This window comes from Lysobacter sp. DMC104, assembly GCF_056313665.1.
Map to the genome: position 1 here is coordinate 151,010 of NZ_JBQUZW010000011.1, position 14,624 is coordinate 165,633.

General features: G+C 71.4%; 13 protein-coding genes. 4 read left to right on the forward strand and 9 right to left on the reverse strand.

Annotated features, from left to right (window positions below; genetic code table 11):
• Positions 1 to 35 precede the first annotated feature (35 nt).
• Positions 36 to 1,040 carry a class I SAM-dependent methyltransferase gene (locus ACT53R_RS14870; protein ID WP_476172723.1) on the reverse strand — a complete coding sequence of 335 codons (1,005 nt, stop codon included), beginning with the start codon at positions 1,038 to 1,040 and terminating at the stop codon, positions 36 to 38.
• Positions 1,041 to 1,211: 171 nt separating this feature from the next.
• Here ACT53R_RS14870 and ACT53R_RS14875 point away from each other — a divergent pair, with 171 nt between their 5' ends.
• Positions 1,212 to 1,718 (forward strand): RNA polymerase sigma factor, encoded by a 507-nt coding sequence (locus ACT53R_RS14875; protein ID WP_476172677.1) that lies wholly within the window; start codon positions 1,212 to 1,214, stop codon positions 1,716 to 1,718.
• Positions 1,719 to 1,789: 71 nt separating this feature from the next.
• On the forward strand, positions 1,790 to 2,449 hold the full coding sequence (locus tag ACT53R_RS14880) for a hypothetical protein (protein ID WP_476172678.1): 660 nt from the start codon (positions 1,790 to 1,792) through the stop codon (positions 2,447 to 2,449).
• Between the two features lie 100 nt (positions 2,450 to 2,549).
• Here ACT53R_RS14880 and ACT53R_RS14885 read toward each other — a convergent pair whose 3' ends face one another.
• The 8 genes from ACT53R_RS14885 to ACT53R_RS14920 form a co-directional block, all read right to left on the reverse strand.
• Positions 2,550 to 5,057, reverse strand: coding sequence for an ABC transporter permease (locus ACT53R_RS14885; protein ID WP_476172679.1), 2,508 nt, complete (start codon positions 5,055 to 5,057; stop codon positions 2,550 to 2,552).
• On the reverse strand, positions 5,054 to 5,776 hold the full coding sequence (locus tag ACT53R_RS14890) for an ABC transporter ATP-binding protein (protein WP_476172680.1): 723 nt from the start codon (positions 5,774 to 5,776) through the stop codon (positions 5,054 to 5,056). Before ACT53R_RS14890 ends, ACT53R_RS14885 begins: the two co-directional genes overlap by 4 nt.
• A gap of 129 nt (positions 5,777 to 5,905) precedes the next feature.
• Complete coding sequence (locus tag ACT53R_RS14895) at positions 5,906 to 6,571, reverse strand: hypothetical protein (protein WP_476172681.1); 666 nt, start codon at positions 6,569 to 6,571, stop codon at positions 5,906 to 5,908.
• Positions 6,572 to 6,691: 120 nt separating this feature from the next.
• On the reverse strand, positions 6,692 to 8,563 hold the full coding sequence (locus ACT53R_RS14900) for a CIA30 family protein (RefSeq protein ID WP_476172682.1): 1,872 nt from the start codon (positions 8,561 to 8,563) through the stop codon (positions 6,692 to 6,694).
• A 159-nt stretch (positions 8,564 to 8,722) separates the two neighbouring features.
• Entirely contained in the window at positions 8,723 to 9,325 is a 603-nt protein-coding gene (locus tag ACT53R_RS14905; RefSeq protein WP_476172683.1) for a response regulator transcription factor, read from the reverse strand.
• Positions 9,322 to 10,536, reverse strand: a complete 1,215-nt coding sequence (locus tag ACT53R_RS14910; RefSeq protein ID WP_476172684.1) for a sensor histidine kinase — start codon at positions 10,534 to 10,536, stop codon at positions 9,322 to 9,324. The genes ACT53R_RS14905 and ACT53R_RS14910 overlap by 4 nt, the downstream gene beginning before the upstream one ends.
• A 58-nt stretch (positions 10,537 to 10,594) precedes the next feature.
• Entirely contained in the window at positions 10,595 to 11,383 is a 789-nt protein-coding gene (locus ACT53R_RS14915) for an ABC transporter permease (protein WP_476172685.1), read from the reverse strand.
• On the reverse strand, positions 11,380 to 12,345 hold the full coding sequence (locus tag ACT53R_RS14920) for an ABC transporter ATP-binding protein (RefSeq protein WP_476172686.1): 966 nt from the start codon (positions 12,343 to 12,345) through the stop codon (positions 11,380 to 11,382). Before ACT53R_RS14920 ends, ACT53R_RS14915 begins: the two co-directional genes overlap by 4 nt.
• 222 nt (positions 12,346 to 12,567) lie before the next feature.
• Here ACT53R_RS14920 and ACT53R_RS14925 point away from each other — a divergent pair, with 222 nt between their 5' ends.
• Together ACT53R_RS14925 and ACT53R_RS14930 are read left to right on the forward strand one after the other, a co-directional pair.
• Positions 12,568 to 13,833: an efflux RND transporter periplasmic adaptor subunit gene (locus tag ACT53R_RS14925; protein ID WP_476172687.1), complete on the forward strand. Its 1,266-nt coding sequence runs from the start codon at positions 12,568 to 12,570 to the stop codon at positions 13,831 to 13,833.
• An 85-nt stretch (positions 13,834 to 13,918) separates the two neighbouring features.
• Positions 13,919 to 14,611: an ABC transporter ATP-binding protein gene (locus ACT53R_RS14930; protein WP_476172688.1), complete on the forward strand. Its 693-nt coding sequence runs from the start codon at positions 13,919 to 13,921 to the stop codon at positions 14,609 to 14,611.
• The last annotated feature ends 13 nt before the right edge of the window (positions 14,612 to 14,624 follow it).

Consider the following 14,624-nt stretch of genomic DNA (forward strand, 5'->3'; position numbering starts at 1 on the left):
ATCATCCTCAAGGTCGCGCCCTCAACGTCTTGTCTTCATCGTTTGATCGCCTCGATCACCTTGAAACCCTGCGCCTGCGCGACGGTGCGCACACTGGCGAACCGCGCGCCGAGGACGTCCTCGTACGGCAGATGGCGGTTCGCCACCAGCCACAATCGCCCGCCCGCATGCAGTGCATCGGCCGCGGCCGCGATGAACGCGCGGCCGATGTCGGGGCGATCGGCGCGACCCTGCGCGTGGAACGGCGGATTGGTGACGATGACGTCGTAGCGCGCCGGCAGGCCCGCGGTCACGTCATGCCAGTGAAAGGCCACCGGCACGCGCGCTGCGGCGAGATTGTGGCGGGCGAGCTCGAGCGCACGCGCCTCGGCCTCGTACAGGTCCAGCGAGACGATGCCCGGACAGCGCGCCAGCAGCTCGACGGACAGAAACCCGTAGCCGCAGCCGAGATCGGCGGCGCGTCCGGCGAGATCGGCCGGCAGCTGCGCCACGAGCAGCGCCGACGCGGCATCGATGCGATCCCATGCGAACACGCCCGGGCGGCTGACGAAGCGGCCGTCGGCGATCGCGCGCGGCGCATCAAGCGCGGACCACGCATCGAGCAAGGCCGCATCGACCGCGGCCGGATCGATCCGCGACCACGCCACGCGGCAATGATACTTCGAGAGCATGCCGGACAGTCCGGCCAGTCGTTTCAGATCGCCTTCCAGCGTTTTCGCGCCTTCGTCGTTGGTCGCGCAGACCACCACGATGCCGCCGGGTGCGCAGGCACGCACGGCGCGTGCGAGCAAGGCGCGCGCCTCATCGCGCTGGCGAGGCGGCAGCGCGAGCACCAACGGGAAGGTCGTGGCGTCATCATCGCCGGGATCGCGCACCGTCCAGCCCGAACGTTCCAGCGCATCGGCCTGCGGCCGGAAACCCTGTTCGCAGACGAGACCGTCGCGCGCGACGGCGCGCAGCGGCCAGCCGTCGCGGGCGCGCAGGAACAGCGCGCCGCCGGTCGCCGGCCACGCGAGATCGCCCGCGGCGAACGGCAGCATCAGGACTTCGAGCGCGGGATCGGCGGCGGTCACGGGAAAACGCGGGACGGAGGCAGGAAGCGGGAGCGGCCGCCCATTGTAGGCGGCCGGGTGTGAGGTTTCCCCCGCCGCCGCGAATCATGTGAGCATCCTCCGCTTCCGATGCCTGCCGTGATCGCCGCCGATGCCCCCATGGACGTGACCCGGACCCGCTTCGCCGACCTGCTCGACGCGCATCGCGGCATCGTGTTCAAGGTCGCGAACACCTACTGCCGCCATCCCGACGATCGCCAGGACCTGGTGCAGGAGATCGCGGCGCAGCTGTGGCGTGCGTTCCCCGGCTACGACCCGGCGCGATCCTTCACCACCTGGATGTACCGGATCGCGCTGAACGTGGCGATCTCGCATGTCCGCAGCGACGCGCGCCGTGCGCCGCAGGAGTCGATCGACGACCACGACAGCCATCCGGCGCTCGTGGTGGAGGACGGCGACCACGACGAGAAGCGCGTGCGCGCGCTGTACGCGGTGATCGACCGCCAACCGCCGCTCGACCGCGCGCTGTTGCTGCTGTGGCTGGACGAACGCAGCCAGCGCGAGATCGCCGACGTGCTCGGCATCACCGAAAGCAACGTGTCAACCAAGCTCAACCGGCTCAAGCAGCGCATCCGCGAGCAGCTCGCGGACGGCGACGCCTCCTGACCGCGCCGGCCAAGACCCTGCCGGCATCGCCCGGACCCTTTCCAAGGCAGACACCCACGATGGATACCCGCATGGAACTCGACGAACTCAAGCAGGCCTGGCAGACGCTGGACCGCCGGTTGCAGCAGCAGAACGCGCTCCAGCACGCGATCCTCCGCGAACAGAAGACCAGCCGCATCCAGTCCAGTCTGCGCCCGCTGTTCCGGGGACAGGTGGCGCAGGTCGCGTTCGGCATCGCTTCGACGCTCGCAGGCGTGTGGATCTGGCGGCACCTCCCCGCCCTGCCGACGGTGATCGCCAGCGGCCTGCTGGTGCTGGTCTACGGCATTGCCACCACCATCGCCGGCATCGTCGTGCTCGAAGGCATCGCCGGCATCGATCGCAGCCTCCCGGTGCTGGAACTGCAGCGCCGGCTCGCGAAGCTGCGTCGCGCCTACATCGTCGGCGGGCTGGTGGTCGGTCTGCCGTGGTGGGTGCTGTGGATGGTGCCGCCCGTGATCCTGCTGTCGCTGCATGCGCACGCGGCCGTCGGCGCGTCGCTGCCGCTCGCGGCCTGGGGCTGGTTCGCGAGCGGCGCGCTCGGCCTGGTCGCGACGCTCGTGTTCCTGCGCTGGGTACGCCGGCCGGGTCGCGAACTGCTCGCGAAACGCCTCGACGACGCGGCCGCCGGCAACAGCCTGCGCCGCGCGCAGGCCGAACTCGACGAACTGGCACGCTTCGCGGAGGAGTGAGGCCGCGGTGACGCTTCGGTAGAGCGGCCTTCAGGCCGCTGCTAGAGAGTTTGGAAAGCAGCGGCCTGAAGGCCGCTCTACCGAGCCGGAAGGACGACGATCAGGCGTCCAGTTCGCGCAGCGTCACCGACGGCGCGACATCCAGCACGCGGCGCGTGGCGAACAGGCCGGCGACCAGCGCCGCGAGCAGGCCGAGGCCGGCGCCGGTGGCGGCCATCGCCCAGTCGATCTTCCACGGCAGGTCGAACACGCGGGTGGCGACGACGCCGGCCAGCACGCTGGCGGCGACCGCGGCGACGAGGCCCGACAGCAACCCGATCGCCGCGAACTCCGACGCCTGCGCCAGCCGCAATTGCCGGCGGCTTCCACCCAGCGCGCGCATCACCCCGCCTTCGCGCAGGCGCTCGTCCTGGCTGGCGCTCACCGCCGCCATCAGCACCAGCACGCCGGCGGCGAGCGAGAACCAGAACACCACCTGCACCACCGTCGCCACCTGGTCGCCGATGCTGCGCACCTGCGCGAGGATCGCGTCGACGTCGACCACGGTGAGGTTGGGGAAGCGCTCGACCAACCCGGCGGTGAAGTGCGGCACGGTCGCCGGCACCTTCACCGCGGTGATGTAGCTGGCGGCGTAGCCGTCCAGCGCACCGGGCGAGGCGACGACGAAGAAGTTCGGGCGGAAGCTTTCCCACTCGACCTTGCGCAGACTGGTGAGCGTGGCCTCGAAGCGCTGCCCGGCGATGTCGAACGCGATGCGGTCGCCGAGCTTCCAGCCCAGCGATTCGGCGAATTTCTCTTCGACCGAGATCTCCGGCGTCGCGAGCTTGCGGGGCGGCCACAATTTGCCGGCGACGATGCTGTTGTCCTTGCCCATGGCATCGGCCATCGACAGGTTGAACTCACGCTCGGCCATGCGCTTCGCCTGCTCGCCGCGCGCGGCGAAATCGGCGCCGGTGACCGCGCGGCCGTTGTAGCCGACGAAGCGCGCGCGGATCATCGGATACAGCGTCGGCGGCGCGATGCCCTGACCCGCCACGTACGCGCGCAGGCCGTCCATCTGGTCGGGCTGCACGTTGACGATGAAGCGGTTGGGCGCGTCCGCCGACAGCGACACGCGCCAGCGATCGAGCAGGTCGGTGCGCACGAAGGTCAGCAGCAGCAGCGCCATCAGCCCGAGCCCCAGCGCCGACACCTGCGCGATGCTGGCGCCGGCGCGGCGGCTGACGTTCGCCAGCCCGTAGCGCAGGCTGCCGCGCAGGCGACCGCGCAGGCGACGCACCAGCAGGATGAGCGCATACGCGATGCCCGCCAGCGCGCCCAGCGTGAGCGCGATGCCGGCGAGCATGGTCAGCCCGAGCACGGCCGAGCCGGCCTGCCACCACAGCAGCGCGGCGAGACCGGCGAACCCGGCCAGCGCGACCGCCCACGCCGCGGGTTCGGCGGCGTCGAGGTCGCGACGCAGCACGCGCAGGGCCGGCACGCGGCGCAGCGCGACGACCGGCGGCGCGCCGAACGCGAGCAGCACGACCAGGCCCACGCCCAGGCCCTGCAACGCCGGCGCGAAACCGGCCGGCGGGATCGCGACCTTCAGCGCATCGGCCAGCCACGCGCCGACGGCCCACTGCAGCGCGAACGCGATCGCGACGCCGACCAGGCTCGCGATCACGCCGAGGATCGCGAGTTCGCCGACGTGGATCGCCACCAGCGTGCGCTGGCTGGCGCCGAGGCAGCGCATCACCGCCGCGCCGGAGAGATGCCGCTCGCTGTGCCGGCGCGCGGCCATCGCCACCGCGACCGCGGCCAGCACCACCGACACCAGCGCGGCGAGGCCGAGGAAGCGGCCGGCGCGATCCAGCGCGGAGCGGATCTCCGGGCGCGCGTCGGCGATCGTCTCCAGCCGCTGCCCGCGGCCGAGCGCGGCGCGCGCAGTGCGGGTGAAGCCTTCGACCGCCGCGGCGTCGCCGGCGACCACCAGCCGGTAGTCGATGCGGCTGCCCGGCTGCACCAGCCCGGTCGCGGCGAGATCGTCCAGCGCCACGAACACCTTCGGCGCGACGTTGAAGTAGTCGGCGGCACCGTCGGGTTCCTGCAGCACCAGCGCGGCCAGCGTGAATTCCGACGCGCCGAGCGCGACGACGTCGCCGACGTTCGCGCCCAGCGCATCGGCGCCGGCGCGGCTCAGCCACAGCGCACCCGGCCCGGGCCCGTGCGCGACGGTGCGTTCGCCCGCGGCGTCACGGATGCGGAAACTGCCGCGCAGCGGGAAACCGGCGCCGAGTGCACGCAGTTCGCCGAGCTTCAATTTCGCCGTGTCGCCGCGGCCGAGCCGGATCATCGTCGGCAGTTCGGCGATGTCGGTGCGCGTGAGCCCGGGCGCGGCCGAGGCGGCACGGATCTTCCCGGCGATCGGCGCGTCGCCGCGCACCACCGCGTCGCCGCCGAGCAGGCGGTTGGCCTCGATCGCCAGCGCACGTTCGGCGCGATCGGTGACGAACCCGACCGACGTCACCGCGGTGACCGCCAGCACCAGCGCGGCGATCAGGATACGGATGTCGCCGGCGGCGAGGTCGCGGCGCAGCTGGCGCCACGCGAGCGCCAGCGTCCTCATGCCGACACCAGCCGGCCGCCGTCGAGGCGCAGCGCGCGGTCGCAGCGTTCGGCCAGCCGGGCGTCGTGCGTCACCAGCACCAATGTGGTGCCGGCCTCGGCATTCAGGCCGAACAGCAGGTCGACGATCGCCGCGCCGGTGCGCGTGTCGAGGTTGCCGGTGGGCTCGTCCGCGAACAGCAGCGCCGGCCGGGTCACGAACGCGCGCGCCAGCGCCACGCGCTGCTGCTCGCCGCCGGACAGCTGCCGCGGATAGTGGCCGAGACGTTCGCCCAGACCCACGCGTTCGAGGATCGCCCGCGCCGGCGCTTCCGGATCGGCATCGCCGCGCAGCTCCAGCGGCAGCATCACGTTCTCCAGCGCGGTCAGCGACGGCAGCAGCTGGAAGCTCTGGAACACGAAGCCGACCTTCTCGCCGCGGACCTTCGCGCGGCCGTCCTCGTCCAGCGACGACAGCGGCGCGCCGTCCAGCAGCACCCGGCCCGAGGTCGGCGTGTCCAGCCCCGCCATCAGCGCCAGCAGCGTGCTCTTGCCCGAGCCCGACGCGCCGACGACCGCGATGCGCTCGCCCGCGGCGATGCGGAAGTCGACACCGTCGAGGATGGTCAGCTCGCTGCCCGGCAGCTTGACCCGCTTGCCGAGGCCTTCGACGGCGAGCGCGGGCGGCGCGGAAGCGGCTGCCGCTGCGGCAGGAGCGGGGGTGATCGTGATCGAGGGCATGCGGGGGCGCCGTGGGGGACGAAGGAGGGTCATGGGGCCATACGGCGGGGATCGCAAGGCGGATGCGACCGCCGGCGTCCCAACCGATGGCAGGGGTCACAAAATCCGTAGCCCTTACATCCGAAACAGTCAGGCCGGTCGCCGTCGGACGTGAAGCCGGATGCCTTCTATCATCTGTTTGACATGACGCTCTTCGATTTCCTCTCCATGAGCTGCGCTGTTCCTTACCCTGGCAAAAAATTCGATGAGTCTTTGATCTGCGGCGCTGTGGACGCCAGCTTTTGCAAGACCGACATTCATATCGTTCAATTTTTTTGCAGAGATACCCTTCGAATGACACTGCACTTTCAAGAAAGTCTCAAGCACGGTGCCGGCAATCACCGCTGCCGGTATCAAATATTTGTTCGAGAATAATTCCTCCGCCTGATCCAATGCATCTTCAAAAACCTCAGCTTGAGCCATGGCTACCAGCGGAGTCGCGTAACCATTTTCATAGTCGCTCTTGATTGCCATGAATATTGGAAGAAGCCGAATTAGCGCCCTTAACTGGCTTTCTTCCTGACGAGGTCGTATTGCCTCGACAAAGATGTCGTAGTGCTCAGAACCCTTCCCGCATGAACTGGCAATCAGGCTTCTTGCTTTTGTTGTCCAATTCAAGAAGATATCCGCCGCTACCGAATCAATATTGCGATCCTGAGGGAGCTTCGCGATGGCCGAAGCAGCAAGATGAGTCGCCAACTCATCCTCAAGCTCCAGAAATCTTTTCTTGTGCCGCTTGATCGCCATCGACTCCATGCGTTCTCCACTTTTCCGATCTTGATGAGTTGACCTTTGGAGTATCAGGTTGCGCCCCGAAACGACCAAGGCCCGGGCGACGAACGGCCCGCATCGCGGCGGGCCGTCGGCGGCGCCGCGTCACTCCACCCGCACGTCGTCGAGCTCGAACGCGAACGCGCCTTCGGCCTGGCTGGCGGTGAAGGCGAGGCCGCGGACGCGGGCGAGGTCGGCGCCGGCGAAACCCGACAGCGGCAGGCGCACCTCGGCCCAGTCCTTGCCGGCGACGAACGGCTGGATCGCCGGCATGCCCGAGAGCTGCGCGCCGGAGAACAGCATCGCGGCGTAGGTGCGGCCGTCGCCGCGGACGCGGAACACCAGCGCCTTGCGGCTGCCGAAATCGGCCGGCGTCATCGGCTGCGGGCCGGGGAAGAACATCGCGCCGGCCCACGGCATCGCGAAGCCGGATTTCAGCTCACCGCGCAGCGAGAGCGCGCCGCCTGCGCGCGCCAGCGTCACCTCGGAATGGCCGCCGGCCATCTGGTCGGTGGTCGCGGTCCAGCCGGCGCCGAACTTCGCCGGGGTCATGCCGCCGGCCGCGGTGGCGCTGCCCTCGAAGTCGTCGATGCGGCCGTCGGCGGGGATCGCCGCGCCGGCCGGCGCCGTCACCGCCTTCGGTTCGACGCGGGCGACGGCGTAGCCGTTCTTCCACACAGTCACGATGCGACGCGTCGCGAGGATGTCGGTGGCGGGATCGCCGTCGACCAGCAGCAGGTCGGCGCGCAGTCCGGGCGCGATGCGGCCGCGGTCGTCGAGGTGGAAGCGTCGCGCGGGCACCGACGTGGCCGCGGCCAGCGCCTGCACGGGCGTGAGGCCCGCGCGCACCAGCAGGTCGAGTTCGCCGTGCAGGCTGGCGCCGTGGGTGGTGCCGGGATTGCCGGCGTCGGTGCCGGCGAGGATGTCGACGCCGGCCGCATGCAGCATGCGCACGTCGGCGATGGCGTCGGCCAGCACCTTCGGGTGCGCGTCGCCGCTGCCGAAGCCGCCACGCAGCGCGTCGCGCTGGCTGTCGGCGAGCCACGGCTTCAGCGCCGCGTCGTCGGCGAGGCGTGCACCTTCGCCGGCATGCGCGATCGTGCCGAGCACCGACAGCGTCGGCACCACGAACGCGCGATGACGTTTCGCCGCGTCGACGAACGCGGCGTCGACGGGTTCGCCGACGATGTGCACCAGACCGTCGGCACCGTCATCGACCGCGGCGCGCGCATCGCGCAGGCGCGAGACGTGCACGACCGCGAGCTTGCCGCGCGCGTGCGCGGCAGCGATGGCGTCGCGGGTCTGCGCCGCGTCGAGCGTGGGCAGGCGGTGCGTGTCGCTGTAGGCGCTGAAGTCCTCGACGATGATCTTCACGTAGTCGGCCCCCTCGGCGACGCGCGCGGCGACGAAGGCGTCGGCGCGGTCGCCGGGCGCGAGCGTCGGCACCTTGATGCCGTACTCCGTGCCATGGCCGCCGGGTGCGGTGACCGCGGCGCCGGCGCTCCACAGGTCGGCCTCGTCGGTGCGCGCCAGCGACGCGCGCTGCGTCTTCAACTCGGGCAGGCGGTGCCAGTCGCCCATCATGTCGAGTTCGCTGGTGACGCCGAAGCGCAGCGCGTCGCGGCGGGCGTCGCCCCAGCTGTGGGTGTGACTGTCGATCAGGCCGGGCAGCAGCGTCTTGCCGCGGCCGTCGACCACGGCGACGCCGGCCGGCGCGGCGAGGCGTGCGCCGACCGCGGCGATGCGGCCGTCGAGCACCAGCACGTCGGCGGCGGGCCGCACGCGGGTGCCGTCGAACACGCGGGCGTCGCGGATCAGGACGTCGTTCGCGGGGTCGGCATCGCGCGGTGCGGGCGCGGCGGCGTGGCCGTGGCCGGAGAGCACCGCGGTCGCGATGGCGACGGCGATGGCGAAGCCGGCGGCGTTGCGCGCCGGGCGGCGCGGGGTCGTGGTCGGAAGCGTGGTCGGGGTGCGCATGGCGAGTTCCTCGGGATGGAAGGCAGGGACAAGGGCACAGGACGACCCGGGGCCGCGGATGTGACCGCGACCGGCGAGGGTCGAACGCGTGGAAATGAGAGGCAGCGGCCGGCGATCAGCCGGACGGTGGCCCGGTACGGGTGCGGGCGACGGCGAGGCTCACAGCCAGCCCTTCTGGCGCGCGAGGCGGTAGGCCTCGATGCGGTTGCCGACGCCGAGCTTGCCGATGGCCTCGGACAGGTAGTTGCGCACGGTGCCGTGCGAGAGGTTGAGCTGCGCGGCGATCTCGTTCGCCGACAGGCCTTCGCCAGCGAGCCGCAGCACGCGGCGTTCGCGATCGGTCAGCGGGTCCTGCTCGGACCACGCTTCCAGCGCGAGCTGCGGATCGATCGCGCGGCCGCCGCGATGGACCTTGCGCAGCGCCTCGGCGAGTTCCTCGGCCGGCGCGTCCTTCAGCAGATAGCCGCAGACGCCGGCGTCCAGCGCGCGACGCAGGAAACCGGCGCGCGCGAACGTGGTCACGATCACCACCTTCGTCGGCAGTTCATGGCGCTGCACGCGCTGCGCCAGTTCCAGCCCGGTCAGGCCGGGCATCTCGATGTCGGTGACCAACACGTCGGGCTTCAGCCGCTGCAGCTCGCGCCACGCGGCCTCGCCGTCGGCGGCGGCGCCCAGCACTTCGATGTCGGTCTCCAGCGACAGCAGCGCGGTGAGCGCGCCGCGCACCATCGCCTGGTCTTCGGCGAGCAGGATGCGGATCATGCGGCCACCTCCGCGCCGGTCGCGGGTGTGTCGGGCGCCTGCGCCACTGATGCGTGCAGCGGCACCCGCGCCTCGATCCGGGTGCCGCCGCCGCGCGGGGAATCGATGCTCAGACGCCCGTCGACCGCTTCCAGCCGCTCGCGCATCCCGGTCAGGCCGTTGCCCGGCGCATCGGCGCCGCCGCGGCCGTCATCGGACACGCGCAGCACTGCCGCGTCGCCTTCGATCGCCAGCACGGCGCGGGCGCTGCGGGCGCGGGCGTGGCGCTGGATGTTGGTCACCGCCTCGCGCAGCGTGAGCGCGAGCGGCGCCTCGGCCGCCGGCGGCAGCACGCCGCCATCGAGGCATTCGGGCGCGATGTACGCGTCGAACGCGATGCCGTCGCTTTCCAGCAGCAGCTTGGCCGACGCCAGTTCGGCGGCGATGCCGACCGCACGGATGCCGGTGACCGCGGCGCGCACCTGCGCCAGCGCCTCGCGCGCCACGCGGCTGACTTCATCGATCTCGCGCCGCGCGGCCTCGCGTGCCTGCGGGGAATCGCCGCGCTGCAGCAGCTTGCCGGCGAGTTCGCTCTTCAGCGCCACCAGCGACAGCGTGTGACCGAGCAGATCGTGCAGGTCGCGGCCGATGCGTTCGCGCTCGGCCAGCGCCGCGAGCCGGCGCACTTCGTCGTGGCTCAGGCGCAGCGCGGCGTCGGCCTGCATGCGGCGGGCGAAGCTGAGGTTCATCAGCCCCACCGCAAGACCGACCACGGTGCTGCTGAACAGGTACACCACCGGGATGCCCAGCCACAGCCATTCGATCGCGTACAGCACATGCAGCGCGACCATCGTGGCCACCGCGCGCCGGCCCGGCAGCGTGAAGCCGAGGAAGGCGCAGGCGTAGATCAGGAACCCCTGCGCGCCCGGATTCACCGGCGTCAGCGCGCCGGCCAGTGCGCCCATGCCCAGCGCCAGCACGTACAGATGCCGGCGATCGCGGAAATACGCGCGCCAGTACAGCGCGAGGAATACGGCATAGCTGGCCAGCGTCGGCGGCAGCCAGGTCGACAGCGACAGCCCGGCGTACTTCGGGGTGAGGAAGATCCAGATCGACCACACCAGCATCAGCAGCGGCAGCCACTGCGGCCGGGCGCGGCCGCCCGGGCTGCGCTCGTGCAGCAGCGCGGTCTCGCTGGGGCGAAACAGGTGGGCGATCAGGCGGGCGATCACGGCGGGCACTCCGGTCGAGGACGGGGACATGGCGAAGCGGGACATCGTCGCCTGCGGCTCAGGCGCGCGCCAGCCGGCGCCGGGCGATCGCGAAGCAGGCCACGGAGAACGCGACCAGCACGGCGATGTGCGGCAGCGGCGATGCGCCGGCTTCGCCCAGGCCCACCACCCGCAGCGTGAGCTGCGCATGGTGGTAGGCCGGCAGCAGCGGCGCGCACTGCGCGATCCACGCCGGCAGCAGCTTCAGCGGCAGCCACAGGCCGGAGAGGAACGCCATCGGCAGGTACAGGATGTTCACCACCGCCGGCGCGCCCTGCCCGCCGACCAGCGACCCGACCAGCAGCCCCAGCGCGGCGAACGGCAGCACGCCGACCACGTCGACCAGCCACAGCAGCGCCCACTGCCATGCCGCCAGCGACACGCCGCCCGCGGTCGCCGCCAGCAGCGACAGCAGCAGCGCCACCATCGCCGCGAACAGCAGCGCCATCGCCACCTTGGCGAACAGGTAGGCGCCCGGCGGCATCGGCAGCGCGCGCTTGTAGACCAGCAGGCCCTGGTCGCGCTCGATCGCCACGGTCACGCCGAACGCGAACAGGCCCACGCCCATCACGCCGAAGCTGCCGTAGGTCGCCAGCAGGTAGCGCGCGGCGTCGCCCTTGCCGTGGTTCAGCAGCACGCCGAACAGCAGGTAGAACATCGACGGGAACAGCAGCGTCGGGATCGCGTACGACGGCGTGCGCAGCAGGCGCAGGAATTCGCAGCGGGCTTCGAGCAGGTAGCTGCGCCAGACGCGATGCGTCGCGGCGACATCGGCGGCGGGAATGCGGTGGGTAACGGCAGTGTTCATGCGGCCTCCTCCACGGCGACGTCGCGGGCAGTGTCGTCACGGGTGATTTCGAGGAACGCGTCGGCCAAGCCGGCGCGGCGGACTTCCAGGTCGCTCAGCGCGGCGTCCTCGGCCAGCAGCCGGCGGACGATCGCGACGGCGTCGGCATCGTCGGCCACGATCTCGATCCGCGCCGGGTCGCCGTTCGCGCCGCGCGTCGCGCTGCGCACACCGGACCAGGTCGCGATCCGCGCCGCGTCGAGCGCGGAGAAGCCGCCGATCCGGCGCTGCGACACCAGCGCCCGCACTTCGGCCAGCCGGCCGGCGGCGGCGACGCGGCCGCGATCCAGCACCACCACGCGATCGGCCAGTGCCTCGGCTTCTTCCAGATAGTGCGTGGTGAGCAGCACGCCGGTGCCCTCGGCGACGAGCGCACGGATCGCCGCCCACAGCGTCTGCCGGGCTTCGATGTCCAGCCCGGTGGTCGGTTCGTCGAGGAACAGCGCCTGCGGCCGGCCGCAGAGCGCCAGCGCGAACTGCACCCGGCGCTGCTGGCCGCCGGAGAGCCGGCCGTAGCGGCGGTCGAGCAGGCCGCCCAGCCCGGCCAGCGCCACGCATTCGTCGGTCCTGCGCGGCGCCGGGTAGTAACTGCGGGTCAGCGCCAGCAGTTCGTCGACGCGGGCGTTCCCGGGCAGGCCGGCGGACTGCAGCATCACCCCGGTGCGGCGGCGGGCGGCCAGCGCGCCGGCCGGCTGGCCGAACAGCGTGGCCGTGCCGGCGTCGGGCGTGCCCAGGCCCAGCATCAGCCCGACCGCGGTCGACTTGCCGGCGCCGTTGGCACCGAGCAGCGCCAGCACTTCGCCGGGACACAGGTCGAGGTCGATGCCATCGAGGGCGACCACGGCGCCGTGGCGGCGGCGGACGCCGCGCAGGGCCGCGAGCGGCCGGGGAGCCGGCGTCGCGGCGGACATTGCAACTTGCATGGGACGGCCTCCTTCGGGACGATGCGGCCATCCTCCCCGTCCCGGCCCGCCCTCGGCAGTCCGCGCCGTCAGCCATCGGGAATGACATTCGTCACCTGACGCCTGACACCGGGCCCGGGTACTCTGGCATCCTCCCCTCCCCGGCCGAGCCCCGGGTCGTGACGCCTGCACGGTCGCAGGCGTCGCGCGCGTCACCTTCCGTACCCTGCCCCGCAAGGATTCATGAATACCAACGCCGATCTGCTCAAGGAACTCCGCATCGACCGCAACGCCTCGCCGCCACCGGCTTCTCCGGGCCGCGGACTGTGGATCGGACTGACCGCCGCCGCCGTGATCGCCGCCCTCGGCGCGGGTGGCTGGTGGCTGTTCGGCCGCGACGCCGGCGTCGAAGTGCGCACCGCGTCCGCCACGCCCATCGCCACCGGCGCCGGCGCGGCCGCCTCGGTACTGGACGCGACCGGCTATATCGTCGCGCGGCGCACCGCGACGGTGTCGGCCAAGATCACCGGCAAGGTCCGCCAGGTGCTGATCGAGGAAGGCATGCGGGTCGAGGCCGGCCAGGTGATGGCCACGCTCGACCCGATCGATGCCGATTCCGAACGCAGTCTCGCCCTGTCCCAGCTCGAAGCCGCGCGCAGCCAGGTCGGCAGCGTGCAGGCGCAGCTGAAGGAAGCCGAGGCCAACGCCGGCCGCTTGGGCCAGTTGGTCGGCCGCAAGCTGGTCTCGCGCCAGCAGTACGACCAGGCCGTGGCCCAGCGCGATTCGCTGCGCGCGCAGTTGCTCACCGCCCAGCGCAACGCGCAGGTCGCGTCGGATTCGCTGCGCATCGCCGACAACGGCGTGGACAACACCGTGGTGCGCGCGCCGTTCGCCGGCGTGGTCATCGCCAAGGCCGCGCAGCCGGGCGAGATCGTGTCGCCGCTGTCCGCCGGCGGCGGTTTCACCCGCACCGGCATCGGCACCATCGTCGACATGGACTCGCTGGAGATCGAGGTCGACGTCAACGAGTCCTACATCGGCAAGGTCCAGCCGAAGATGCCGGTCGAGGCCACGCTCAACGCCTATCCCGACTGGAAGATCCCGGCCGAGGTCATCGCCATCATCCCCACCGCCGACCGCAGCAAGGCCACGGTCAAGGTGCGCATCGCGCTGAAACAGAAGGACCCGCGGATCGTGCCCGACATGGGCGTGCGCGTGAGCTTCCTGGAGAAGCCGCAGGACGCGACCGTCGCGACCGCCGCGCCGAAGCCGGTCGGCGTGCTGGTGCCGGCCGACGCGGTGGTGCAGCGCGCCATCGACGGCAAGGACACCGACGCGGTGTTCGTGGTCGAGGAAGGCAAGGCCGTGCTGACGCCGGTGAAGCCCGGCGAGACCCGCGGCAGCGAACGCGTGATCGAGACCGGCCTGGCGCCGGGCGACAGCGTGATCCAGGCCCCGCCCGCCGACCTGCAGGACGGCGCCGAAGTGCGCGAGAAGGCCGCGCAGTGACCGCGGGCGGCCGCCGGCCGCCGCGTCCGCGACATCAACCGACGATTCCCCCGATCCCACCGAAGCGCCAGTACGAGAAAACGCCATGTCCGCACTGATCACCATCCGCGACGTCATCAAGACCTACACCCGCGGCAAGCAGCAGGTGGAAGTCCTCCACGGCATCAACCTCGAGATCCCGAAAGGCGATTTCGTCGCGTTGATGGGGCCGTCCGGCTCGGGCAAGACCACGCTGCTGAACCTCATCGGCGGTCTCGACCAGCCCACCAGGGGCGAGATCAGCATCGACGGCAAGCGCATCGACAGCCTCAGCGCCGGCGAACTCACCCGCTGGCGCGCGTCCAACGTCGGCTTCGTGTTCCAGTTCTACAACCTGATGCCCGTGCTCACCGCGCAGGCCAACGTCGAACTGCCGCTGCTGCTGACCAACCTCAGCGCCGCGCAGCGCAAGCGCAACGCCGAGATCGCGCTGCAGGTGGTCGGTCTGGCCGAACGCGGCAAGCACAAGCCGCGCGAACTGTCCGGTGGTCAGGAACAGCGCGTTGCGATCGCCCGCGCCATCGTCTCCGACCCGTCGCTGCTGGTCTGCGACGAACCCACCGGCGACCTCGACCGCAAGACCGCGGACGAGATCCTCACCCTGCTGCAGACGCTCAACCGCGAACACGGCAAGACCATCGTCATGGTCACCCACGACCCGCTCGCCGCCGAGTACGCCAAGCGCACCCTGCATCTGGACAAGGGCCGCCTGATCGAGCAGACCGAGCGCGCCGCCTGATCGCCGGGAGACG

What these genes read in the sequence shown, in the direction of transcription:
- ACT53R_RS14895 (WP_476172681.1), bottom strand. Translation starts at nt 6,571, where the DNA reads ATGGAGTCGATGGCGATCAAGCGGCACAAGAAAAGATTTCTGGAGCTT.
- ACT53R_RS14875 (WP_476172677.1), top strand. Translation starts at nt 1,212, where the DNA reads ATGGACGTGACCCGGACCCGCTTCGCCGACCTGCTCGACGCGCATCGC.
- ACT53R_RS14885 (WP_476172679.1), bottom strand. Translation starts at nt 5,057, where the DNA reads ATGAGGACGCTGGCGCTCGCGTGGCGCCAGCTGCGCCGCGACCTCGCC.
- ACT53R_RS14880 (WP_476172678.1), top strand. Translation starts at nt 1,790, where the DNA reads ATGGAACTCGACGAACTCAAGCAGGCCTGGCAGACGCTGGACCGCCGG.
- ACT53R_RS14920 (WP_476172686.1), bottom strand. Translation starts at nt 12,345, where the DNA reads ATGCAAGTTGCAATGTCCGCCGCGACGCCGGCTCCCCGGCCGCTCGCG.
- ACT53R_RS14905 (WP_476172683.1), bottom strand. Translation starts at nt 9,325, where the DNA reads ATGATCCGCATCCTGCTCGCCGAAGACCAGGCGATGGTGCGCGGCGCG.
- ACT53R_RS14890 (WP_476172680.1), bottom strand. Translation starts at nt 5,776, where the DNA reads ATGCCCTCGATCACGATCACCCCCGCTCCTGCCGCAGCGGCAGCCGCT.
- ACT53R_RS14930 (WP_476172688.1), top strand. Translation starts at nt 13,919, where the DNA reads ATGTCCGCACTGATCACCATCCGCGACGTCATCAAGACCTACACCCGC.
- ACT53R_RS14870 (WP_476172723.1), bottom strand. Translation starts at nt 1,040, where the DNA reads ATGCTGCCGTTCGCCGCGGGCGATCTCGCGTGGCCGGCGACCGGCGGC.
- ACT53R_RS14925 (WP_476172687.1), top strand. Translation starts at nt 12,568, where the DNA reads ATGAATACCAACGCCGATCTGCTCAAGGAACTCCGCATCGACCGCAAC.
- ACT53R_RS14900 (WP_476172682.1), bottom strand. Translation starts at nt 8,563, where the DNA reads ATGCGCACCCCGACCACGCTTCCGACCACGACCCCGCGCCGCCCGGCG.
- ACT53R_RS14915 (WP_476172685.1), bottom strand. Translation starts at nt 11,383, where the DNA reads ATGAACACTGCCGTTACCCACCGCATTCCCGCCGCCGATGTCGCCGCG.